The following is a 23801-nucleotide window of genomic DNA, read 5'->3' as shown; positions in this document are numbered from 1 at the left end:
TTAAGATTGAAAACTCTGTGAAAAGTCACTGCGATCCCTAATAGCACGAGCCAGTGTTACATCGTCTGTGTACTCGAGTTCATCCCCCATCGCAACACCGCGGGATAGAAGGGATATCTTTATATTGAAAGGGGACAAGCGACGGTAGATATAAAAGTTGGTCGTATCTCCCTCCATGGTTGGACTTATGGCAAGAATAACCTCTTGTATATTTTCTGCGGGTATTCGCTCCACAAGAGAGTCTATCTCTAAATCATTAGGACTGATACCATCTATCGGAGAAATTATTCCCCCCAATACATGGTACAGTCCTTTATATTGTGCCGTCCGTTCTATAGCCATGACATCCCTGATAGACTCCACCACACAAACGACCGAGGAATCTCTTTGAGGACTGCTACATATCGGACAGAGCTCCGTATCACTTATATTATGACACCTGCGACAATAGATGATATTGTCTTTCAGTTCTTTTATAGAGGTACCCAATAGATGGGCAAAAGAATCGGGCTTACGTAAAATGTATAGTGCAAGGCGAAGTGCTGTCTTCCTCCCTATGCCTGGCAAAAGAGATAGCTGATCTACCGCTTTTTCAAGCCATTTTGAAGAATACTTCGACTCCATTATCAGAAACGGGTAAGATCCAACTCTTCGTTGTCTTCGTCAAAAAACTTGTATTCCAAGAAAGCCATGCTCTGATCTTCTTGCAACTTAAGCCCTTTGGAATATGTTTTTTTCCACTTTGCAAAAATGGAAGAGGTAAAAAGTGTCCTCCTCTGCAAATAAGAAGCTACATAAGGGTGTACCCTTAGGATACACTTCTTTATGTTATGATTGTCCACTACATCTGCCACACTGCGCTCAATCTGTTCCGAAAAGAGTATAGAAGGCTGCATCTTACCCTTACCTCTGCAAGTAGGGCAAACCTCTTCTGTTTTTTCAGAGATCGCCTGACGAACACGCTGGCGCGTTATCTGCATCAAACCAAACTTACTCAGCGGGAGTATATTGTGCCTTGCTCGGTCGTTACGCATCACCTTTCTCATGTGTTCATACAACTGCTGGCGATGCTCCGTATCGTTCATGTCGATGAAGTCCACCACGATAATGCCCCCTAAGTCTCTGAGGCGCATCTGACGAGCAATTTCCTCCGCAGCCGAAAGATTGACATCCAAAGCAGTCTCTTCCTGTGCATTGGAGCGTCGAGATCGGTTTCCGCTGTTCACATCGATAACGTGCATAGCCTCTGTTTGCTCTATGACCAAATAGGCACCACCCTTGTAGGTAACAGTCTTTCCAAAAAGAGACTTGAGTTGCCGAGTAATATCAAAATGGTCGAATATAGGTTTGTCTTTGTCGTAAAACTGTACTATATCGAGACACTCAGGGGCTATCACAGAGATATAACGATGGATATCTTCGTACATCTCCCTATCGTTTACCGTTATTGCAGAGAAAGAGGCATTAAAAGAGTCTCTAAGAAGGCTCAATGTTCTATTGCTCTCTGCATACAAAAGGGCAGGAACTCGAGGGGCATCGGCTATTTTTATAAGGCTGTCATTCCACCTCTTTTGCAGGTCTACCAGCTCTTCATCAAGCTCAATGGCTCCCTTACCCAAAGCAGATGTACGGATTACCACTCCGAAACCCGCAGGTACCATCGGAGCTACAATCTCTTTGAGACGTTTTCTTTCTTCCTTGGAACTGATTTTTTGCGATACAGAAACCCCTTTTCCGAAGGGAACTAAAACCATCGAGCGACCTGCTACAGAAAGCTCTGCCGAGAGGCGAGGTCCCTTGGTAGAAATGGGTTCCTTGACTACCTGGACAAGTATTTTCTGCCCTGCTTTCAGAACGTCCTCGATCTTTCCATCTCGCAGGAGTTTCTCCCCAGAGGGTAACTCCGTCAAAGGAGGGATCATTCTGTTGGCAGCAATTCTTTCCAACAACGTTTGAGTTGCTCCAAAAACTTTTCCCAAATCATGATAATGCAAGAAAGCATCTTTCTTGGAGCCGACATCTACAAAGGCAGCGTTCAAACCTGGCATAACCTTCTTTATTTTCCCTAAGTAAATGTCTCCTACAAGGAAAGATAGAGTCTGCTTTTCCCTCTGAAATTCAACAAGTTTACGATCCTCTAACAGGCACATTGCGACCTCCTCGGGACGCACATCTATAACCAGTTGGCTTTCCATTATCAATCCAATCTTAAAAGAAGATTTTTAGTAATTCTATTAAACACAAGGAGGAGCGCTTCTGTCTTAAAGACGAACATCTCCTCCCAATGGTAAATTATCGGAGAAAAAGAAGATTTTAACAAGAGGCCTTGCCCTAAGAAAATATCCTTTGCTATATCTCCGACCCAAAAAACGTATCGTCTTACTTATTTCTTCTTATGACGATTTTTCTTTAGACGTTTCTTACGTTTGTGGGTAGCCATCTTGTGTCTCTTTCTTTTTTTACCGCTTGGCATATTCTATCAAATTAAAGGGTTAAACTTAAGTCTAAACTATATCTGTTACTCCCCCGATAAAAGGGGGATATATCCATCAAAAGATTATTTCTCTTCAAACATGCCCACAAAAGCTTTCGAGGGCTTGAAGCTGGGCACTCTGCGCTTGGGGATTATAATCGACTCTTTCTTTGAAATGTTTCGAGCGACCTTTTGAGCTCGCTCACGCACAACAAAACTGCCAAAACCTCTGAGGTATATATTGCTGCCCTCTCCCTTTGCCATTTCATCTTTAACCGTTTCCATAAAAGATTCTATCACACGGAGAACCTCGTCTCTATCAAGGCCTGTTTTTTTTGCAATCTCGACTACTAAATCCGCCTTTGTCATTATGCTTCTATTGTTTAATTAGTTGATTTTCTTTGTTTTCGGATTGCAAATATACACATTTATTTAATACGCTAACCGATAAATCCGACATCAATCGCCAAAGTTCCTCAAAAAAACCTCTCAGCAACCCCCGCAAGAAGCGTGTAAAGGGTATATCAAGAAGCCTACTGCAAGGGAAGAATGGGCTATCGAAAAAAGGAAGAAACAAACGCCCTTTTCCCTCTTTTTCAACGAAATAAAAGCTCTTTTTCGCCACACATCGCTTTTGGGAAGGATAGAAAGAGTTTTTACTGTGCAGAATGGGGCAAAAATATCAAGTCTAAAAAAACACCTCAACAAAGCACCTAATCTCCAACATCAATAAAAACCTAAGGGGGGGGCGGTGTGCCTGCGTCTTATAGCAGGCACTTCTTTCTCTACTCTCTCTTTCTTTGAAGAGTTTCCTTTCTTTTTATTTCTTTTATTTTATATAGGGGATAATTCAGCACATAATTCCGAACGAATTATCTCGAATTATTTCATAATTATGGTGGAATTATCTCCTCGAATTATCGCGAATTATCGATTTTACTGGGCTCTCTCCACTTTTGACCTGCCAAGAAAAATGTGGGGCATCTTGCATCCACAAAAAGCACCTTGCCACCTTCCCTTCGTGGGAACTTATTTCACCAACTTTCCTTCCCAATTTACACCCTATGAAAACCTAAAAAGCACTCGTATCAACTTCTAAAACCTCTCGTGTAAACGTTCAAAACCACCCGTGTAAACGCCCCCTCTTCTTTGCGGAACAAATCCCCCTCGCGACAACGCTTTCACCCCTCCCCTCAAAAGTCTACCAAAACCGAGTTTATATCTCCCCTGCTCCGCTCACATTCTTCTTAGTTTAATTACCTTTGCACTAATTAGTCTCGACATAGACAGTGCTCAAATGAAACAGTATTTACATCTTTTACAACGCATCTTGGACGAAGGTATAGAGCGTTCGGACCGCACGGGTACAGGTACGCTCAGCGTTTTTGGGCACCAAATGCGTTTCAACATGGAGGATGGATTTCCCTTGCTCACCACGAAAAAGCTCCATTTACGTAGTATTATCTACGAGTTACTCTGGTTCCTAAAGGGCTCTACCAACATCAAATACCTCCAAGACAATGGGGTTTCTATTTGGGACGAATGGGCAGACGAAAATGGAGATTTAGGTCCTGTGTATGGAGCGCAGTGGCGTTCTTGGCCCGACTATACTGGAGGGCATATCGACCAGATAAAAAATGTTGTGGAGGAGATAAAACAAAATCCTACAAGCCGCAGGCTCATGGTTAGTGCTTGGAATGTGGCTCAGGTCGATAGTATGAAGCTCCCTCCCTGTCACTGTCTGATGCAGTTTTACGTGGCCAACGACCGCCTGAGCCTGCAACTCTACCAGAGATCGGGCGATGTGTTCTTAGGAGTACCCTTCAACATAGCCTCTTACGCCCTCTTACTGCAGATGGTGGCTCAGGTTACTGGCCTAAAAGCGGGAGACTTTGTACACACGTTGGGAGATGCGCACCTGTACAAAAATCATTTAGAGCAGGCACGACTACAACTAACTCGCGCCCCCAAATCGCTGCCCCGTATGATACTTAACGAACAGGTCAGGGATATATTTGCATTTGATTATCCCGATTTCCAACTCGAGGGGTATGAGGCGCACCCCCACATAGCTGCGGCAGTCTCTGTATAATTCTTACTTTGCACTATGAAACTATCCATAATAGTAGCCGTTGCGGCAGACAATGCCATCGGCAAGGAGAATGACCTGCTCTGGCATCTTCCTGCAGATCTGAAACGCTTTAAGGAGACCACAACGGGGCATACAATCATCATGGGGCGAAATACATTTTATTCCCTCCCTAAAGGGGCTCTTCCCAACCGTCGCAATATCATCATATCGACCACTCTCAAAGAGGTTCCCAATGCGGAGTGCTATGCCTCTATTGAGCAGGCACTCTATGCCCTCACAGAGGAAGAGGAGGTCTTTGTTATCGGGGGAGCCCAGCTCTACCGCACCACGCTCCCATGGGCAGACCGTCTCTACTTCACACGTGTTTCCGCCTCTTTCGACGAGGCAGACACTTTCTTTCCCGAGGTAGATTTTACCGAGTGGAAACCTGTTTTCACCCAGCACTTCGAGGCAGACGAACGCAACGCCTACGCAACGACCCTAACGATATACGACAGAATACCCTACTTCAAAAAGCTTCTTACAAAATGAGTAAACCGTCCATTCCCAAAGGAACACGAGATTTTGGAGCTGTAGAGATGCAGCGCCGCAACTATATATTCGACACTATCCGCTCTGTATACCGACTACATGGGTATAGGCAGATAGAAACACCCTCCATGGAACTCCTTAGCACCCTTATGGGAAAATATGGCGAGGAGGGAGATCGTCTCCTTTTCAAAATACTCGACTCAGGAGATTTCCTCTCCGATATAACGCAGGAGGATCTCAGCGAGCGCAATTTGCCCCGTATTGCAAGTAAATTGTGTGAGAAGGGTTTGCGCTACGATCTCACGGTGCCATTTGCTCGCTACGTGGTACAGCATCGCAACGACTTGACCTTTCCCTTCAAAAGATTTCAGATACAACCCGTATGGCGTGCCGACCGTCCTCAAAAGGGGCGTTATAGAGAGTTTTACCAGTGCGATGCCGATGTGGTGGGTACCGACTCGCTCCTTTGCGAGGTAGAGCTTATCGAGATTATTGACGAAGTTTTCAGACGCCTCAATATAGGCTGCTGCCTCCATATCAACAACAGAAAAATATTGGCAGGTATTGCCGAGGTGGTAGGCCTTTCAGATCAATTGACCGACTTAACAGTTGCCATGGACAAGTTGGACAAAGTGGGGCTGGAGGGAGTACTCAAAGAGTTACGAGAAAAGGGTATCTCCGAGTCCTCTATCGAGAGGATACAACCCTTCATCCTCTTAGAAGGCAGTAATGAAGAGCGTCTTGCATCCCTTGAGGCTCTTTTGGTCAGCTCAACCATTGGCACCAAGGGGGTGGAAGAGCTTCGCTATATTTTGCATCATGTAGATACCCAAGCTCTTACTTGCCAACTTCTATTTGACCCCTCCTTAGCTCGTGGCTTAGGTTACTATACGGGGGCCATTATGGAAGTTAAGGCAACAGAGGTAGAGATTGGGAGCATCACAGGCGGTGGGCGTTATGATAACCTCACAGGTATTTTCGGGTTACAAGGTATCTCGGGCGTCGGTATATCTTTCGGAGCCGATCGTATATACGACGTACTCCAGCAGTTGGAGCGTTTCCCCGAAGAGACTACAGCCTCTACCCAAATACTCTTTATCAATTTTGGAGAAAAGGAAGCCTCGCTACTACAACCCGTCATCCGCCAAATGCGCAAAAATAATGTGGCGGTGGAGCTATACCCCGACAATGCAAAGCTGAAAAAGCAGATGGGATATGCAGATAGTCTCTCTATCCCCTACGTTGTTTTGGCAGGGAGCGATGAGATTAAAAACGGCTCATACACGCTCAAGAATATGCTCTCTGGAGAGCAAAAGGTACTCTCAAAAGAGGAACTTCTCGAGCATTTTATCTAAGTTTACACTTGCACTAATTTAGCCTGATTGACAATGGCAACACCCTATCCTCTACTCAATAGCATCAATCAACCCAGTGATCTAAGGGCACTCTCGAAAGAACAGCTACTCGAAGTGTGTAGAGAGTTACGCTCCTACGAATTGGACGTACTCTCTCAGATCCCAGGGCACTTGGGCTCAAGTTTAGGAGCGGTAGAGCTATCAGTAGCCCTGCACTATGTTTACTGCACCCCCTACGATCGCATCGTGTGGGATGTAGGACACCAAGCCTATGCACATAAAATACTGACGGGCAGAAGAGATGCTTTCGAGACCTTGAGGCAATGGGGCGGTATTGCAGGTTTTCCTTCGCCCGACGAAAGCGAGTATGATACCTTTCCCGCAGGTCACGCCTCCAACTCTATCTCTGCCGCTTTGGGTATATCGGTTGCCGCTGGGCTCAACAAGGAGCCCAGACACGTGGTAGCAGTTATTGGTGACGGTTCGATGACGGGGGGGTTGGCTTTCGAGGGGTTAAACAACGCCTCTTCTTTCCCCAACAACATGCTCGTGATACTCAATGACAACAATATGTCTATCGATGCTAACGTCGGGGGATTGAATAAATACTTTGTCGATGTATCCACGAGTCCCTCTTACAACTCTGTGCGCTACAACGTTTACAAAGGTTTGAAGAAGATACACCTCATAGACGAGGCCAACAGACGCAACATACTGCGTATAAACAACAGTATCAAAAGTCTGATATCAAACAGTCATAGTAGTTTTTTTGATGGTCTTAGCATTCGCTCTTTTGGACCTATCGACGGCAACAACGTATTGCGCCTGATAGAGGTGCTCCAGAAGATCAAAAGTTTACAAGGTCCTAAGTTGCTCCACATACGTACCGTTAAGGGCAAGGGCTATCCTTGGGCAGAAAAAAATCCTACTATATGGCACGCTCCAGGACGCTTTAACATCGTCACAGGGGAGCGTTTGGACAAAAAGAAAGAAAACGCCCCCCCCAAATATCAAGACGTTTTTGGGAAAACATTGGTAGAGTTTGCCGATGAAGATGAGCGCATCGTGGGAATTACCCCCGCCATGCCATCGGGGTGTTCCTTGACACACTTGATGCAGGCATACCCCAAGCGTAGTTTTGATGTAGGCATCGCCGAGGGGCATGCCGTTACTTTTGCGGCAGGTTTGGCAAGAGAGGGGCTCATCCCCTTCTGTAATATATACTCTTCGTTTGCCCAAAGGTCGTATGACCAAATCATTCACGACGTCTGTCTGCCTCGCTATCATGTTATATTCTGCTTCGACCGTGCAGGCTTGGTCGGCGAAGATGGGGCGACGCATCAGGGAGCTTTTGACTTGGCTTATCTCAACTGCATCCCCAACATGATCATAGCTTCCCCTCGCAATGAGCATCAGTTACGCAACCTTATGTTAACGGCTTACAAGGGGCAAGAGGGACCCATGACTATACGTTACCCGAGAGGCAAAGGAGTACTCTCTGAATGGCGCAATAAGCCCGAAATACTCCCCATAGGAAAGGGGGAACTACTGCACAAAGGCTCACGGGTTGCCATTATCAGCATCGGCCCGATAGCCAAAGAGGTAGAGACGGTTATCCAACGATTGGAAAAAGAGGGAAAACCCACTCCATCTCACTACGATATGATATTTCTGAAACCTTTAGATACAGAGCTTCTCAAAAAAATCGGACAGGAGTACGAAGCTATTATTACCGTTGAAGATGGCACTATTCACGGGGGCTTGGGTTCTGCGGCACTGGAGTTTTTGTCCGAAGAAGGTCTTACAGTCAAGACCAAGCGTATCGGTATTCCCGATCGATTCATACCTCACGGCTCTCTCGATGAGCAGTACAGGTATTGCCAAATGGACGCAGAAAGCATTTACGAAGTCTTTTCTCAAATAGTTGGATAAAGATGAAAATTGTTATAGCAGGAGCTGGAGAAGTAGGTACCCATCTTGCCCTAAAACTCTCACGGGAGGATATGCAGGATATAACGTTAATAGACCCAGATGCCAAACTTCTGGAGCGTTTCGCTCATGCCGAATTACTCACAATAGCGGGCGATCCGTTAGATGCACAGACACTGAAGTCTCTGTCTATCGCAGAAACAGACCTTTTCATAAGTGTGATGCCCGACGAACTTGCCAATATATTTTCATGTACATTGGCCTCCTCGCTGGGTGCAAAAGAAACCATTGCTCGCATAAACAACCATCGCTATTTTAGCAGCGAGTATGCCCGGTTTCTCGAAACACTTGGGGTAAAGTCTATTATCTACCCCGAAGAACTTGCGGCAGAAGAAATAAACACCACCATCAACAACCCCTGGGCGAGACTTTATATTGAGCTTTTCAATGGCAACATCGTTCTCGTCGGTGTAAAGGTGCGCAATGGGGCTCCGATTTTAGGGAAAAAACTGGTCGATTTACCTCAAAAAAAGGATAAACGCTTTCACATCGTAGCCATAAAAAGAGGTGACGAAACCCTTATCCCTACGGGGCAAACAACTATCGAACATGGAGATATCGTATTTTTCACCGCCCTGGGAAATGATGTTGAAGAGATACGTCAACTCGCAGGAAAAGAGAATGTCGAGGTAAAGCACGTTGTCATCATGGGGGCAAGCAGTATAGCTATGCGTACGGTGGAAAAATCCTCTCCTCATATCAAATTTACCATTGTCGAACGGGAGAAAAAACGTATTGCAGAAATTAGCGACCGCCTCCCCTCCAATGTCAAACTCTTTCATGGAGACGGTAGAGACCCCTCGCTACTACTCGAGGCGGGGTTGGACAATGCGCAAGTATTCATCGCTCTCACCGAAAACTCCGAGACAAACGTCCTCGCCTGTTTGGCTGCCAAGAGGTATAATGTATTCAAAACGATTGCCAAAGAGGAAAATATCGACTACATTCCCTTGGCAGAGCGGTTAGATATCGGCACTATCATAAACAAAAAACTGATTGCTGCAGGGCACATCTACCGAGCTCTCCTTGGCAAAGATACAAGTACACTCAAATGTCTAACGATAGCCAATGCCGATGTGGCAGAAATTGTAGCTCGTAGTGGCTCCCCCATCATAGGGAAAGCGGTAAAGGATCTCAACCTCCCGAAAGGAATTACTCTCGGGGGTATGGTGCGTAATGGAGTTCCCCAGATGATTGATGGAAATACGGTCATCGAAGCGTACGATTTGGTCGTTGTTTTCTGTAACAACATTGCCATGAGCCGCATAAAAGCCCTTTTTGAAGAATAAAGACACCTCAAGGTATGGCACTTAGTCACCTACAAAATATACAAAAACGCCCCCTAATCAACTATCCTTTTGTAGCACTTGTCGTTGGGAACATGTGCTTGTTGGAGGCCTTTTTTCTTGCCGTTTGCAGCATTGTCTCTCTCTCTTTTCAAGAAAACGATACACTCCCTTTCGTTTACACCACTCTGATTATGCTCGCTTGTGGAGCAGGACTTGTCGTTTATGGAAAACAACAACGGTCAAAACAGGGAGGCAATTTGAGAGAAGGGATGCTGGCTGTTACGGCTACTTGGGTGGTTCTCTCTCTCATAGGAATGCTTCCTTTCATATTCGGGGGATACACAAAAACCGTTGTCGACGCTTTTTTCGAGACTGTTTCTGGATACACTACCACAGGTGCTACCATCTTTTCTTCGGTAGAGCAATTACCACATGCTATTTTACTCTGGCGCAGTCTTATTCAGTGGCAAGGCGGCATCGGAATTGTTGTATTTAGCTTGGCTTTACTACCTATTATGGGAAAAGGAGGAGGGCTACTCTACAATGCGGAGACAACTGGCATTAAACATGAGCGATTTCTGCCTCGCATAACGCAGGTAGCCAAACGTCTATTCCTCGTCTACATTACCCTAACGCTTTCCCTTGCGGGGCTTCTCGTTCTCGGCGACATGAACTTTTTCGAGGCCTTGTGCCACTCTTTCACGTGTGTATCTACAGGGGGGTATTCTACACGCGATGCTGGTATTTTGGCCTATAACTCCCCTTACATAGAGTATGTTATTACTTTCTTTATGTTTGTGGGCAGTCTCAACATGTCTCTACTTTACTTTGCCTTTTCGGGATTTCCCAAAAAACTTTTTAAGGACGAAGAGTTTAAATGGTTTGCCATCTTTGTTTCCGTTTTTATCCTTGTAACCTTTGTTTGGATCTATAGCCAAGGGTTATACGATAACATCGAGGGCAATTTCAGACACGCTATTTTCCAAGTCGTATCGCTAATAAGTACAACAGGGTACATTACGGCAGATATGAACGAATGGCACCCCTTCTTCTTCTGCATCGGGATTATGATGATGACCGTATGTGGATGCGCGGGGTCTACCACTGGAGGACTTAAGATGAGCCGATTCATGGTATTGATAAAGAACCTCAACAATGAGTTCAAGAAGAGAGTACACCCCAATATGGTAGCTCTTGTACGCATCAATGGGCATTCATTAGCCAGCGATTTAGTAGTACAAGTGATGGCTTTCATATCTCTGTACACAGTTGTTATTCTCATCGGGATTATAGCCTTAACTTTAGCCGAAAATAGTTTTATCACGGCGGCCTCTGCGACATTTACCTGCATTAGTAACGTGGGTCCCTCTTTTGGAAAGTATTCCATGACCTTTGCCGAGGCTACGGGCTTTGAAAAGGGGATATTAAGCATGATTATGCTCGCGGGACGTTTGGAAGTATTCACTGTGATAAGTCTATTACACCCTGTTTTCTGGAAGCGATAAGAGCTATTCTATTTGTCGAAAAAATGTATTTTCACTCTTCTTCGAAATCAATCTTTGCCTTAAAATAGTCTTGCATTCAATATAGTATTATCTTTGTCTTCTGTTATACAGAGATAGACTACGGTCAAATAATATTCAATAACCAATAGAATTACAATGAAAAAAGTTTTTTTAATCAGCAGTGCACTCGTTCTATTATTCGGGGTGCTTCTATCTTCTTGTGGTGAAAAAGAGAAACAACCTAAGCAAGAAGCCATAGAGCTATCGGTAACTCCTACGGAGATCACTATGTCTGTTCAAGAGACTCTAAAATTTGCTCTTGAGAATAACGAGTCTGCCGATATAAAAGTGAAATTGAAGCCCACAACCCAAAGCTACTCTCTCTCTTCCTCCGACGAAAGAATCGTAAAAGTAGAGGGTAAAAGCATCACAGCTGTAGCAAAAGGGAAAGCAGTGATTACTGTTACAGCAGGTGAAAAAAAAGCAGAAGTAAAAGTCAACGTAAACCAAGAAATAAAATACGATACATCTCTTTTCAAAGGAGATATATATGTGCCCAAGGATTTTGCCAACATGAAAAAAGCTAAGGCAGAAATCACCGCTGCCATGCTTTCTCAAAAATGGAAGTACATACCTTTCTACGAAGAAGGTCTAAATGAAAGCATCTCCTATCAGTTCTCTGAAAAAGAAGGAGAAACTGCATTCACGGGAGGAGTAGCCTATCACCACAGCCAAAGTAACAAAACAAACTTCGTAAGAGCTTTAGGTACCTTTAAACCTGGTACCTTTGACGACATCAATAAAAAAGACTTCTTCAATGACTATGGTTTCCCTATGGTAGATGCAGAAGAATACAAAGTTGGTGGAAAAGAGGCGTACCGTGCTACGGATCCTGCTCGTAATCTTGAAGCATATTTTATCCTCTTTGGTGTAATCAAGCCAGAAAATCTGGAGATATTGGAGCTTCGTATTCTTGAAATGAAAAAGTAGTAAGAAACCTCTCTACAAAAAATTATTTTTAAGTCAGTAGAGGTCTCTTCAAAGGTACATATCCCGCTTTCATGGGTATGTACCTTTCTTTTTGCCCCCCCTTTCTCATCTGCGTTCTCCCTTTTTGCCTATAATAAAAAGGGTATTACAGAACTAATCTCTCGACAAAGTCGTTTTTCAGTAAAGAGTTATATGGGGACTATTCCATTTTGGCTATCTTTGCATTGATTTTATTTTGCGCACCACCTATTTAGATTGGTACATTTTTTGTATTTCATGTAATAGATTTTTTCTACAAACACAGAAATATAAGGAGATATAACAGTATCAGATTCGATGAAAACGGATAAAAACAGTAACAACAAAGAGAAAACTTCGCAAGAAGAGACTACGGTAGAGCACGAACGTACAACTACCCATACAGAAAACGGCAACGAGATGCCTGCAGAAGACTCTTCCGAAGAGCAAGACACTCCTCCAGCCAATACTCCAGAGCAAGATTTAGCCCTACTGCAAGATAAACACCTTCGTTTGGTAGCAGAGTATGACAACTATCGTAAACGTACGATGAAAGAAAAAGCAGATTTGCTGCTTAACGGAGGGGAAAGAGTACTTGGAGACCTTCTGCCCGTGATCGACGATATAGAACTTGCCCTCAAAAACATTCAAACAGCAAGCGATGTAACCTCTTTACGAGAGGGAGTAGAGCTTATATACAGCAAATTTATCGACTACCTACAAAAACATGGAGTAAAACCGATAGAAGCAATAGGAGCACCTTTCAACGGAGAGGAACAACAAGCTATAGCGGTAGTTCCTGCACCTACACCCGAGCAGAAGGGACAGGTCATAGATTGTGTAAAAACAGGTTATACACTCAATGGTAAAGTACTTCGCTTTGCCGATGTTGTTGTTGGTGAATAACATATGGCGACAAAGAGAGATTACTACGAAGTATTAGGAGTTTCCAAGGGAGCTACCGAAGAGGATTTGAAAAAGGCCTATCGTAAGATGGCCATTAAATACCACCCCGATAAAAATCCAGGAGATAAAGAAGCCGAAGAAAAATTTAAAGAGGTCGCTGAGGCCTACGATGTTCTCAGCGATGCCGACAAGCGTGCTCGTTATGACCGCTTCGGACACGCTGGAATAGATGGTATGGGAGGCGGTGGTTACGCTGCTGGAGGCATGAGTATGGAAGATATATTCAGCCGCTTTGGAGATATATTCGGGGGCTCTGGATTCGGAGGTTTTGGTGGATTCGGCAACTTTGCTGGTGAAGATACCGTACCCCGTGGAGCCGATATGCGAGTAACTATAAAGCTTTCTCTAAAGGAGATTGCCAAGGGGACTGAGAAAAAAATCAAGGTCAAGAAGATGGTGCATTGTTCCGTTTGTCATGGCGAAGGTACCACGGCTCCTGACGGTAAATCTACCTGCTCCGTTTGCCATGGTAGCGGCGTGGTTACGCAAGTAATGAGAACTCCGTTTGGTCAAATGCGTTCCCAAACTACTTGCCATAATTGCAACGGGCTGGGCACAGTTATTACCAAACCCTGTAATCATTGCCATGGAAAGGGCATCGAACATGGAGAAGAAGTGGTCTCCTTCAATATCCCAGCAGGTGTTGGAGAGGGTGTACAAATCCCCCTAAGAGGTAAAGGCAACGCAGCCCCTCATGGAGGAGAAAACGGAGATCTCTACGTTCAGTTTACAGAAATCGAAGACCCCAACTTGATACGCAACGGGAATGACCTGATCTATAACCTACTCATACCGATAAAAACGGCTATTGAAGGGGGGAAGGTAGAAATTCCAACAGTTGAGGGGGTAGCTCGAGTAACAATCGAACCAGGAACTCAACCAGGGAAAATACTCCGTTTAAAGGATAAAGGTCTTCCCAGTGTACGAGGATTTGGCAATGGAGATTTATTGATTAACGTAAATGTATTTATCCCGACACACCTCTCTAAAGAAGAGCTTGCCATAGTTTCCGAAATGGGCGACAAGCCTGGGTTTATACCCCGAGAAGAGGATCGTCAGGCTGTTGATAAGAAATACAGGGAAATGTTATCAAGATAGTTTTTCCTCCTATACAGAGATGAGAATCGATATTCTATTGAAAAAGGAAGGAATACTCCATTTACTATCATTTGGAGTATTTCTTTCTTTGTTATTTCCTTTTAGAGTTGCTGCTCAAAAGATAGTACCAGATAGCTCCTCTAAAAGCTCTTTGGAAAGAGATGCTCCTCTCATCAGCTTCATATTCAACACTCCCGTAGAAAGAGAGGTTTATTCTATCTACGGGCACTTGGGCGTACGTGTGCAGGGTAAAGATGGAGCTGACTTTACTTATAACTATGGAGTATTTGATTTTGATGCCCCCAATTTCACTATAAACTTTATTACGGGGTGTATGGATGATTTTCGCCTCGATAAAGTTCCTTCTCACCTCTACATGAGAGGCTATATCTACGACGCCGATCTATACGAATTGGAGTTGAACCTCTTACCCGAGGAAGCCAAAAAGATGGAGGCTTATCTCGAGGATAACCTCCAACCCGAAAAAGCCTTTTACAGATACAATTTCCTTTTTGACAACTGCTCTACGCGTCCTTATGACGTGGTAAAAGAGATTCTTTCTGGGAGGATAGAGTTGGATGCCAATGCTCCTATGCTCTCGCGCCGAGAGATGTTAGACCATTGCAATACCAAAAGAGCTTGGTATAAACTGGGTACCGACCTCTCTTTGGGTAGTCAAACCGACAAAACAGTCTCACCCGAAGAGCAGGTTTTCCTTCCAGTCTACTTGATTGATATAATGCGGGGGGCACAGATTGTTTCTGCTGAAGGGGAGAAGAGACCTTTGGTAAAAGAGGAGCACTTTTATCCTCAACAGCCCTTTCCTTATGCCGATCCCTATTTCAATGCAGCTCCTGTCGCTCCTACTCCCATGTGGCTTTCTCCCACCTTTGTATTTGCATTTATAGCGAGTCTTATCTTACTATTTTTGCTACTAATACGTAAAAGAAATAACCTCTATTGGCACAGTAGTCGTACCCTATTGATTATACTCTTTTTGATACAAGGGATAGCGGGTTCAGTTATCTTCTTCCTAACATTTTTCTCATTACATCCATTGGTGTCTCCCAATTGGAACCTACTATTCCTAAACCCATTACATCTTCTTGTAGGCGTTCCATCTCTTCTATTTTTATCTAAGACAAAACTTTTGGAATATGTAATGGGACTCAATATAGTGGGGCAAATAAGCTATATACTTCTATTGGGGATTATAGGCATACAAACTTCTCACCCTGCGCTAATAATTCTTGCGGCAACTTCTCTGTTGCTCTCCTTTACTATAATTCAGTGTAAGACCCAACGAACATATGAACAAAAAAAATAGGCTTACACAGTTACTCTCATCGTTAATCGTCTTATCGGCACTCTCATCGCAACCGACAAAGGCACAAGAAGTACCTAAATTACTCTTGTATATCCATCTTACAGGTGTCGATGTAGATATTCTGGAGAGTTATCAGCACTATTTTGGCGATCAGGGCATCAATCGTCTTATAAAAGAGGGTACTCTTTTTCGTAATGCCGACTACGAATATCCTATAACCCACCCGACCCAAGCACTGGCAACGCTTATGACAGGGGCTTACCCCACTCATCATCTAATAGGGCTGGGTACAGATTACAAAACTCTTTTACAGAGTAAAAAACATCGAGGGATCAATACTTCCGAAAAAATATCTCCCGAGCATCTGACCTACGAAACAGTAGGCAACGTACTCTTAGATCTTACCCAAAACAAGAGCAGAGTATATTCTATTGCCGCCAATGCTCAAGAAGCCCTCATTACGAGCGGTTCGAGTGCCTCTGGAGCATTTTGGATTGACGATATTAGTGGACTTTGGGCCTCCTCCTCATGGTATACCTTTTTTCCAAAAAGTTTTTCAAACATCAACAACGGCAAGGAGGCTCTTCGAGAACGTATCCATGCCCTAAAATGGTCTGGCGAAGCTCCTACTCGTTTCTATCTGCCCTATTCTCGAGAGGACAAAGAGACATCTTTTAGTTATTCCTTTACAGGAGGACATCTCTATAAGTCTTTCAAAAAAACGCCCTTAGTCAATGAGGAGATCACCCGATTTACAAAGAAAATTTTATCTGACTTATCTCAATCGGAAAAAGATTTTCCATCGGTTGTAAATGTCATTTACAATCTTAGTTCTTTCAAGGGAAGTTCTCCCCTCTCTGTCTACAGTATCGAAGCGATTGATAGCTATTTTAGAACAGATAAAACCATTGGCGAGCTACTACGCTCTGCAGAAACTTTTTTTGGTCAAGAAAACTGCATCGTCTTCCTTTCTACAGTTCCCAACACCTCCCCCCGTACAGAAGGGAGTAGTGCTCCAAAAACAATTTACAGCTTCTCCACACAACGCTGTCAGGCTCTAACGAATCTCTACCTTTCTGCCCTCTATGGTAAAGCAGATTGGGTACTCCGAGTTACTCCCGATGCTCTCTATTTAGACAGAGCCTTAATCGAGCGCAAAGGTTTATCTCTAAGAGAAGTACAGAGAAAAGCAGCCTCTTTTGTAAAAGATTTCGAGGGAGTAGATTATACCTATGCGACTCGTACAACAGAAGAGGAGACACAAGAAGTTATAGCCCGACGTCTGCATCATCTTTTACCACGTTCTACTAATATAGATGTATTAATAGGTCTTCACTACGCAACGAAGCTTATAGATCAGGGCGAGCAACGCGTGTCTACCTACCCTGTTACAATTCCTCCCGCCTATTCATGGCTCATAGCAACACGGTTGGGAGGAAAAGGAAGAGAGATTCGCACTCCCGTTCGCATGGTTTCGATTGCCTCTACACTCTCTTATATACTCAGGATAAGACCTCCCACTCAAGCAATAGGTGCTCCCATACAGGAGATACTGCAAATGAGCAAATAAAAAGAGACGAATAACAGAACTATCAAGCAAAAATAAACAATCGATCATATGGGATTGAACGACATATTATCAAAATTATTTGGGAATAAATCTCAGCGAGATTTGAAAGAGGTAGAGCCTTATATTGCAAAAATAAAGGAAATCTATCCGAGCATCGAGGCACTATCAAACGACGAACTAAGACTTCGCACCCAAAAGTTAAGAGAGAAGATACAAGAGTCTACCCAAGAAGAGCGGGGAGAAATAGAGTCTTTGAAAAGCTCTATTGAGAATTTAGACTTAGACCAGCGAGAAGAACTTTGGGCAAAAGTAGACAAGTTGGAAAAAGTAATCCTTGAAAAAATAGAGGGTGTACTTGACGAAATACTACCAGAAGCCTTCTCCATCATAAAGGATACAGCACGCCGTTTTCGTGAAAACAGCGAAGTCGTGGTTACCGCCACAGAGATGGATAAGACCTTGGCAACAAAATCGGACTTTGTTCGCATCGAAGGCGATAAAGCAATTTATCAAAATCATTGGGTAGCAGGAGGGAATGAAATCACTTGGGACATGGTACACTACGATGTACAGCTTATCGGAGGTGTCGTGCTTCACAAAGGAAAGATTGCCGAAATGGCGACAGGAGAAGGTAAGACACTCGTGGCTACTCTACCCGTTTTCTTAAACGCCCTTACAGGTAACGGGGTACACGTCGTGACGGTCAACGATTACCTCTCCAAACGAGACTCTGAGTGGATGGGGCCAATGTACCAATTCCACGGATTAACGGTAGACTGTATCGACAAGCATAAACCCAACTCCGTAGGACGTAGAGAGGCCTACAACGCCGACATTACATTCGGAACAAACAACGAGTTTGGCTTTGACTACTTGAGAGATAATATGGCCACCTCTCCCTCTGACCTCGTACAACGCAAGCATAACTATGCGATAGTCGATGAGGTAGACTCCGTACTTATTGACGACGCTCGTACCCCCCTTATCATTTCGGGTCCAACACCTAAGGGAGAAGACCAACTTTTCGAAGAGTACCTCCCCAACGTACAGAAGGTAGTAGAGGCGCAACGCAAGCTCTGTAACCAACTCCTATTGGATGCTAAGCAAAAAATTAAAAGCGAAGACAAGAAAGAGCAGGAAGAGGGATACGTTATACTATTCCGCACTTTCAAGGGACTTCCCAAATCAAAGGCCTTAATCAAGTTCCTCAGTGAGCCTGGTGTTAAGGCTTCTATGCTAAAAACCGAGGAGACCTACATGCAAGAGAATATGCGTCAGATGCATATCATTACCGACCCGCTCTACTTCGTCATCGACGAAAAGATGCATAGTATAGAGCTTACCGATAAGGGTATCGACCTCCTCACACAAGGCACTGGAGACCCAACGTTCTTCGTACTACCCGATATTGCGAGCGAGTTAGCACAATTAGACACCATGGCTCTATCTCCCGAGGAAAGAGTCTCTAAGCGAGACGATTTGGTAACCAATTACTCCATCAAGAGCGAAAGAGTACATACCGTAAACCAGCTCCTAAAAGCCTATACTCTGTTTGAGAAAGATGATCAATACGTTGTAATGGACAACAAGGTCATGATTGTAGACGAGCAAACAGGACGTATCATGGACGGCCGTCGCTACTCAGACGGTTTGCACCAAGCTATCGAAGCCAAGGAGCGCGTTAAAGTAGAAGCTGCCACGCAAACATTCGCCACTATTACCCTGCAGAACTACTTCCGTATGTACCACAAGCTCTCAGGTATGACAGGTACAGCAGAGACCGAAGCAGGCGAGTTGTGGGACATCTACAAATTGGACGTAGTCGTTATCCCCACGAACAAACCTATCCAACGCAAAGACCTCAACGACCGTATCTATAAAACAGCTCGAGAGAAATACAATGCCGTAATCGAAGAAATCGAATCTTTGGTAGCACAGGGACGTCCCGTACTGGTCGGTACAACTTCGGTTGAGATCAGCGAACTTTTGAGCCGAATGCTATCGCTACGCAAAATAGAACACAACGTTCTTAATGCTAAACTGCACCAGCGTGAAGCAGACATCGTAGCTCAAGCAGGGCGAAAAGGAACCGTTACCATAGCCACCAATATGGCAGGTCGTGGTACCGACATCAAATTAACGCCAGAGGTTAAGGAGGCAGGAGGACTTGCCATTATAGGTACAGAGCGTCACGAGTCTCGTCGTGTAGACCGCCAGCTGAGAGGACGTTCGGGACGTCAGGGTGACCCAGGTTCTTCGGTATTCTTCATCTCTTTGGAAGACCATTTGATGCGCCTTTTTGCAAGTGACCGCATCGCCGCTATGATGGACCGCATGGGCTTTAAGGAGGGAGAAGTGCTTGAGAATAGAATGCTCTCCAACTCGGTAGAAAAGGCACAAAAGAAAGTTGAAGAAAACAACTTTGGCATCCGTAAACGTCTTTTGGAATACGATGACGTAATGAACTCACAGCGTGAAGTTATCTATACACGCCGTAGACACGCACTCATGGGCGAACGTATCGGCATGGACGTACTCAACACTCTATACGATGTAACCTCTTCTATAGTTATTAAAAACAAAGAGGTGGAAGACTTCGCTGAGTTTAAGAATGAGCTTATTGCAACTTTGGCTGTAGAGCCTCCGATGGATGAAGAGACTTTCAGAAAGGAAAAGGCACAAACATTGATTGATACCACATTCGACGAAGTCTACAAAACATTCAAGCGCAAAGCCGAGGCTATAGCCAATATCGCTTATCCCGTTATCCACAACGTACGTGAACAACATGGCGAGAACTTCGAACGCATAGTAGTACCTATCACAGACGGACGTCGTACCTACAATGTCGTAACCAATCTGTCAGAAGCCGATGCAACCGAAGGTAAAAGTGTGGTAAAAGAGTTTGAAAAGAGCATCACGCTTTACACCATCGACGAGGCTTGGAAAGAGCATCTTCGCGAGATGGACGAACTGCGCAACTCTGTTCAAAATGCCAGTTATGAAAATAAAGATCCTTTGCTCATCTATAAGTTAGAGAGCTTCGATCTCTTCAAAAACATGGTAGACAATATGAACCGCAAAAATGCAGCCGTACTGATGCGCGCTCACATACCCGTAGCTCCCGAAGAAAACCAAAATGATCCTGAGCGCAAGGTAGAGGTAAAACAGGCTATGCCCGAGCGCAAGCAGGATATGAGCCGTTATCGTACTCAAAAGGACGATATACAGGAGCAGCAGGCGGTACAGCGTCAGGTAGCCTCTTCGGTCAATCAAAAGGCATCCAAACCCGAACCCGTTAGAGCCGAACCTCGTATAGGACGCAACGACCCATGCCCCTGTGGTAGTGGCAAGAAGTATAAAAACTGCCATGGCAAAGAAGCCCTATAAATAGTAATTCTATAACTCCCCTCGTACTCCTCCGACACTCATAAAAAGGAGTACGAGGGTTATTTTTTGTACCCACCGATCTCGCAGATAAAGTATAGTATATGTTACTCTCTATGACGGGCTTCGGAAAGAGCGAAGCCATTATAAAAGACCACCAAGTGAGCGTATTGATACGCACTCTCAATAGTAAACAGCTGGAACTATCCCTTCGTATTCCCCCTCTTTTCAAAGAATCGGAACCTCTAATCCGTAATGTTATTTCCAGTCATTTGGTTAGAGGTAAAGCAGAGGTTACTATCACAGCAACTCCCATTAGTAGCGAAGTTACCCTACCCTCTTCCAACATTTTTGATCACACTCGCATTGCTCTTTTCTACGAAGAGATAAAAGAGATCGCTCACAAAATCGGTGTAGCCTGCCCCGACGATATCCTCACGCGTCTTCTTTCTCTCCCAGGCTCTCTACTACCTGCACAAGAGCTACCCACATCGATTGAGGAAGCAGACTGGGCACAATTAGAGGCCTCTTTACTCGAGGCAATAGAGGGGCTACGAGCTTTCCGCACACAAGAGGGGGCGATGGTAGAGCAGATTTTCACCGACAAGCTCAACAACATCTCGCTTTTCCTCACTCAAATTACCCCTTTTGAAGAGGAACGTATCAGAAATATACGTCAAAAGTTTTCCGAGGAGCTCTCTAAATTGGAGGGGATAACCATTGACCAAAACCGACTCGAACAGGAAATCATCTACTATATTGAAAAGCTGGATATTAATGAAGAGAAGCACCGCCTCTCCAACCACCTCCGCTACTTTATGACCACTATGAACGAGGGTAACGAGGGGGGTATCGGAAAGAAACTCGGCTTCATAGCCCAGGAAATAGGGCGAGAGATTAACACCCTTGGATCCAAAAGCAATAATGCCGACATGCAGAGGCTCGTAGTACAAATGAAAGACGAGTTGGAACAAATCAAAGAGCAAGTACTCAACATACTGTAATCCCACACATATACTATATGTCTCGCATAATAATCATATCAGGACCCTCTGGAACGGGTAAAGGAACTGTTATAGAACATCTTATGAAAGAAGAGTCTCTTCATCTATCCTTTTCCATTTCGGCGACTAACAGAGATCCGAGAGGATCCGAGCAACACGGTGTAGAATACTATTTTCTTTCGAAGGAGGAGTTTGCGCGCAACATAGATCAAAATCTCTTTATTGAGTATGTAGAAGTATACCCTGGCCGCTACTACGGCACCCTAAAGAGCGAACTGAAAAGGATCGACACTTTAGGCCGTAACCTACTCTTAGACATTGATGTAGAAGGGGCTTTACAAGTAAAAAAACTCTATGGAGAGCAAGTATTGTCCATCTTTCTGCAACCGCCCTCGATGGCAATTTTGAGAGAGCGACTGGAAAAGCGAGGTACCGAAACAGCCGATGTAATTGCCAGTCGCTTGGAGCGTGCCGCCTACGAACTCTCCTTTGCCGATAAGTTTGACCGCACCTTTGTCAATGATAATCTCTACCAATGCGTAGAGGAAGTTAAGAAGGCTATCCTCAACTTTCTTAGCAAAAAATAAAGCATATCCCTAGCTCTCGTGTAAATACTATTTACAATGGGAGCTACTTCCACCTACCACAGGTGCCAACTTGAGTTATCATACGAGCAAACTTCAGTTAGCATAGGAGCAAACGTCGGTTGTCATACGTGTAAACTTTGCTTATCTCAGGTCTCAACTTTCCACTTATTTCCTTCTTTGTTTTAGGGTATTATAGAAATCCATGAGAGAGTACCCCCTACAAGCAAAGTTGTGCCTCACACCACGATCTTTTTATAGATACTAAGCTACTGTAACATTCTATAACTATCAAGGAACGAGAAGATTATTAAATAGAGATTACCTTTGCGGTATGGAAATAAAAAGAAATAGAAGTCTCTCTCTTCAAGACTTTGAGCTTATGGCACCAGCTGGTTCTTACGAATCGCTCATGGCTGCTATAAATGCAGGGGCTAACAGCATATACTTCGGGGTGGAAGGGCTCAATATGCGCTCCAAATCGTCGTACAACTTTACCGAAAAAGATTTATTCCAGATAGCCAACATCTGCCGTGAAAGAGGCGTAAAAAGCTATCTCACTATCAATACCATTATTTACGATGGCGATATCGAGTATATGCAACAGCTCATCAGATCCGCTGCCGAAGCCAAAGTATCTGCCATCATAGCAGCAGATGTGGCGGCAATGAGCTATGCCCGCTCCTTGGGAGTAGAGGTGCATCTCTCGACCCAACTCAACATCTCCAACACCGCAGCTTTGGAGTTTTACGCACAGTTTGCCGACGTGGTAGTACTCGCTCGAGAGCTCAACTTGGAGCAAGTCAGTGCCATACACCGAGCCATCGAAGAGCAACCCATCGTGGGTCCTGCAGGCAAGCCTATTCGCATCGAAATGTTTGTGCACGGCGCACTCTGTATGGCAGTATCGGGCAAGTGTTACCTCTCTCTGCACGAATTGAACAAATCTGCCAATCGAGGCTCTTGTAGTCAGATATGTCGACGTTCCTACCAAGTATTCGACACAACAAGTAACATAGAACTTGAGGTGGAGAATGCCAACATCATGTCGCCCAAAGATCTTAAAACGATTCACTTCTTCAATAAAATGGTCGATGCTGGAGTACGTGTTTTCAAGATCGAGGGGCGTGCTCGAGGACCCGAATACGTTGATACCGTAGTACGTTGCTATCGCGAAGCTCTCGAAGCAGTATTGGACGGAACTTTCGACGAAGAGCGTATCAAAGATTGGGATCAACGCTTGGCAACAGTCTTTAATCGAGGGTTCTGGGATGGCTACTACTTAGGGAAACGCCTGGGTGAGTGGACGCCTATTTACGGCTCGGCTGCCACGCAACAGAAGATATATAAAGCGAAAGTGACCAATTACTTTAGCAAACTGGGAGTAGCCGAGTTGGAGTTAGAGGCGGGAAGCATAAAAGTCGGCGACGAACTTCTTATCACAGGGCCGACAACAGGCTTGGTGCGCACCGTAATCGACGAAATAAGATACGACCTCAAACCAGTAGAAATTGGCGAAAAAGGTTGGCGAGTTTCGGTAGTAGTACCCTCTCGCGTGCGCAATGGAGATAAAGTCTACGTGTTTGAAACAAGAAAAGATATCCAAGAAACATTCTAAAACAA

Annotated in this window: 18 protein-coding genes; 15 read left to right on the top strand and 3 right to left on the bottom strand. The window is 44.5% G+C overall.

Annotated features, from left to right (window positions below; translation table 11 throughout):
• The 3 genes from recR to B5D06_RS03900 all read right to left on the bottom strand — a co-directional run bounded on the left by recR (window position 1) and on the right by B5D06_RS03900 (window position 2842).
• Window positions 1–624 carry a recombination mediator RecR gene (recR, locus tag B5D06_RS03910; RefSeq protein WP_078736715.1) on the bottom strand — a complete coding sequence of 208 codons (624 nt, stop codon included), beginning with the start codon at window positions 622–624 and terminating at the stop codon, window positions 1–3.
• A gap of 2 nt (window positions 625–626) precedes the next feature.
• Complete coding sequence (locus tag B5D06_RS03905) at window positions 627–2195, bottom strand: Rne/Rng family ribonuclease (RefSeq protein ID WP_078736714.1); 1569 nt, start codon at window positions 2193–2195, stop codon at window positions 627–629.
• Between the two features lie 362 nt (window positions 2196–2557).
• Entirely contained in the window at window positions 2558–2842 is a 285-nt protein-coding gene (locus B5D06_RS03900; protein WP_078736713.1) for an HU family DNA-binding protein, read from the bottom strand.
• 928 nt (window positions 2843–3770) lie between these two features.
• Here B5D06_RS03900 and B5D06_RS03890 point away from each other — a divergent pair.
• The 15 genes from B5D06_RS03890 (at window position 3771) to B5D06_RS03820 (ending at window position 23796) form a co-directional block, all read left to right on the top strand.
• Window positions 3771–4565, top strand: coding sequence for a thymidylate synthase (locus B5D06_RS03890; protein ID WP_078736711.1), 795 nt, complete (start codon window positions 3771–3773; stop codon window positions 4563–4565).
• A 15-nt stretch (window positions 4566–4580) separates the two neighbouring features.
• Window positions 4581–5096 (top strand): dihydrofolate reductase, encoded by a 516-nt coding sequence (locus tag B5D06_RS03885; protein WP_078736710.1) that lies wholly within the window; start codon window positions 4581–4583, stop codon window positions 5094–5096.
• A complete protein-coding gene (gene hisS, locus B5D06_RS03880; RefSeq protein ID WP_078736709.1) occupies window positions 5093–6451 on the top strand; it encodes a histidine--tRNA ligase in 1359 nt (452 codons plus the stop codon). The genes B5D06_RS03885 and hisS overlap by 4 nt, the downstream gene beginning before the upstream one ends.
• Window positions 6452–6484: 33 nt before the next feature.
• Window positions 6485–8383, top strand: coding sequence for a 1-deoxy-D-xylulose-5-phosphate synthase (gene dxs, locus B5D06_RS03875; protein ID WP_078736708.1), 1899 nt, complete (start codon window positions 6485–6487; stop codon window positions 8381–8383).
• Window positions 8384–8385: 2 nt separating this feature from the next.
• Window positions 8386–9729 (top strand): Trk system potassium transporter TrkA, encoded by a 1344-nt coding sequence (gene trkA, locus B5D06_RS03870; RefSeq protein WP_078736707.1) that lies wholly within the window; start codon window positions 8386–8388, stop codon window positions 9727–9729.
• A 14-nt stretch (window positions 9730–9743) separates the two neighbouring features.
• Window positions 9744–11234 carry a TrkH family potassium uptake protein gene (locus B5D06_RS03865; RefSeq protein WP_234989550.1) on the top strand — a complete coding sequence of 497 codons (1491 nt, stop codon included), beginning with the start codon at window positions 9744–9746 and terminating at the stop codon, window positions 11232–11234.
• 156 nt (window positions 11235–11390) lie between these two features.
• Window positions 11391–12224 carry an Ig-like domain-containing protein gene (locus tag B5D06_RS03860; RefSeq protein WP_078736706.1) on the top strand — a complete coding sequence of 278 codons (834 nt, stop codon included), beginning with the start codon at window positions 11391–11393 and terminating at the stop codon, window positions 12222–12224.
• A gap of 336 nt (window positions 12225–12560) precedes the next feature.
• Window positions 12561–13148, top strand: coding sequence for a nucleotide exchange factor GrpE (locus B5D06_RS03855; protein WP_078736705.1), 588 nt, complete (start codon window positions 12561–12563; stop codon window positions 13146–13148).
• A 3-nt stretch (window positions 13149–13151) separates the two neighbouring features.
• Window positions 13152–14306, top strand: coding sequence for a molecular chaperone DnaJ (gene dnaJ / locus B5D06_RS03850; protein WP_078736704.1), 1155 nt, complete (start codon window positions 13152–13154; stop codon window positions 14304–14306).
• 19 nt (window positions 14307–14325) lie between these two features.
• The gene (locus B5D06_RS03845) at window positions 14326–15633 is read left to right on the top strand and encodes a lipoprotein N-acyltransferase Lnb domain-containing protein (RefSeq protein WP_078736703.1); all 1308 of its coding nucleotides are present in this window, start codon (window positions 14326–14328) and stop codon (window positions 15631–15633) included.
• Complete coding sequence (locus B5D06_RS03840) at window positions 15617–17203, top strand: alkaline phosphatase family protein (RefSeq protein ID WP_078736702.1); 1587 nt, start codon at window positions 15617–15619, stop codon at window positions 17201–17203. The genes B5D06_RS03845 and B5D06_RS03840 overlap by 17 nt, the downstream gene beginning before the upstream one ends.
• 48 nt (window positions 17204–17251) lie before the next feature.
• Window positions 17252–20593, top strand: coding sequence for a preprotein translocase subunit SecA (gene secA, locus B5D06_RS03835; RefSeq protein ID WP_078736701.1), 3342 nt, complete (start codon window positions 17252–17254; stop codon window positions 20591–20593).
• A 101-nt stretch (window positions 20594–20694) separates the two neighbouring features.
• A complete protein-coding gene (locus B5D06_RS03830) occupies window positions 20695–21594 on the top strand; it encodes a YicC/YloC family endoribonuclease (RefSeq protein ID WP_078736700.1) in 900 nt (299 codons plus the stop codon).
• Between the two features lie 17 nt (window positions 21595–21611).
• Entirely contained in the window at window positions 21612–22181 is a 570-nt protein-coding gene (gmk, locus tag B5D06_RS03825; protein ID WP_078736699.1) for a guanylate kinase, read from the top strand.
• Between the two features lie 331 nt (window positions 22182–22512).
• On the top strand, window positions 22513–23796 hold the full coding sequence (locus tag B5D06_RS03820) for a peptidase U32 family protein (RefSeq protein ID WP_234989549.1): 1284 nt from the start codon (window positions 22513–22515) through the stop codon (window positions 23794–23796).
• Window positions 23797–23801 lie beyond the last annotated feature (5 nt).

It is taken from the genome of Porphyromonas circumdentaria, assembly GCF_900167105.1.
Lineage (GTDB): Bacteria > Bacteroidota > Bacteroidia > Bacteroidales > Porphyromonadaceae > Porphyromonas > Porphyromonas circumdentaria.
The sequence above is the reverse complement of the archived record's forward strand: the minus strand, read 5'-3'. Positions and strand labels throughout refer to the sequence as shown.

What these genes read in the sequence shown, in the direction of transcription:
- recR (WP_078736715.1), bottom strand. Translation starts at nt 624, where the DNA reads ATGGAGTCGAAGTATTCTTCAAAATGGCTTGAAAAAGCGGTAGATCAG.
- B5D06_RS03905 (WP_078736714.1), bottom strand. Translation starts at nt 2,195, where the DNA reads ATGGAAAGCCAACTGGTTATAGATGTGCGTCCCGAGGAGGTCGCAATG.
- B5D06_RS03900 (WP_078736713.1), bottom strand. Translation starts at nt 2,842, where the DNA reads ATGACAAAGGCGGATTTAGTAGTCGAGATTGCAAAAAAAACAGGCCTT.
- B5D06_RS03890 (WP_078736711.1), top strand. Translation starts at nt 3,771, where the DNA reads ATGAAACAGTATTTACATCTTTTACAACGCATCTTGGACGAAGGTATA.
- B5D06_RS03885 (WP_078736710.1), top strand. Translation starts at nt 4,581, where the DNA reads ATGAAACTATCCATAATAGTAGCCGTTGCGGCAGACAATGCCATCGGC.
- hisS (WP_078736709.1), top strand. Translation starts at nt 5,093, where the DNA reads ATGAGTAAACCGTCCATTCCCAAAGGAACACGAGATTTTGGAGCTGTA.
- dxs (WP_078736708.1), top strand. Translation starts at nt 6,485, where the DNA reads ATGGCAACACCCTATCCTCTACTCAATAGCATCAATCAACCCAGTGAT.
- trkA (WP_078736707.1), top strand. Translation starts at nt 8,386, where the DNA reads ATGAAAATTGTTATAGCAGGAGCTGGAGAAGTAGGTACCCATCTTGCC.
- B5D06_RS03865 (WP_234989550.1), top strand. Translation starts at nt 9,744, where the DNA reads ATGGCACTTAGTCACCTACAAAATATACAAAAACGCCCCCTAATCAAC.
- B5D06_RS03860 (WP_078736706.1), top strand. Translation starts at nt 11,391, where the DNA reads ATGAAAAAAGTTTTTTTAATCAGCAGTGCACTCGTTCTATTATTCGGG.
- B5D06_RS03855 (WP_078736705.1), top strand. Translation starts at nt 12,561, where the DNA reads ATGAAAACGGATAAAAACAGTAACAACAAAGAGAAAACTTCGCAAGAA.
- dnaJ (WP_078736704.1), top strand. Translation starts at nt 13,152, where the DNA reads ATGGCGACAAAGAGAGATTACTACGAAGTATTAGGAGTTTCCAAGGGA.
- B5D06_RS03845 (WP_078736703.1), top strand. Translation starts at nt 14,326, where the DNA reads ATGAGAATCGATATTCTATTGAAAAAGGAAGGAATACTCCATTTACTA.
- B5D06_RS03840 (WP_078736702.1), top strand. Translation starts at nt 15,617, where the DNA reads ATGAACAAAAAAAATAGGCTTACACAGTTACTCTCATCGTTAATCGTC.
- secA (WP_078736701.1), top strand. Translation starts at nt 17,252, where the DNA reads ATGGGATTGAACGACATATTATCAAAATTATTTGGGAATAAATCTCAG.
- B5D06_RS03830 (WP_078736700.1), top strand. Translation starts at nt 20,695, where the DNA reads ATGTTACTCTCTATGACGGGCTTCGGAAAGAGCGAAGCCATTATAAAA.
- gmk (WP_078736699.1), top strand. Translation starts at nt 21,612, where the DNA reads ATGTCTCGCATAATAATCATATCAGGACCCTCTGGAACGGGTAAAGGA.
- B5D06_RS03820 (WP_234989549.1), top strand. Translation starts at nt 22,513, where the DNA reads ATGGAAATAAAAAGAAATAGAAGTCTCTCTCTTCAAGACTTTGAGCTT.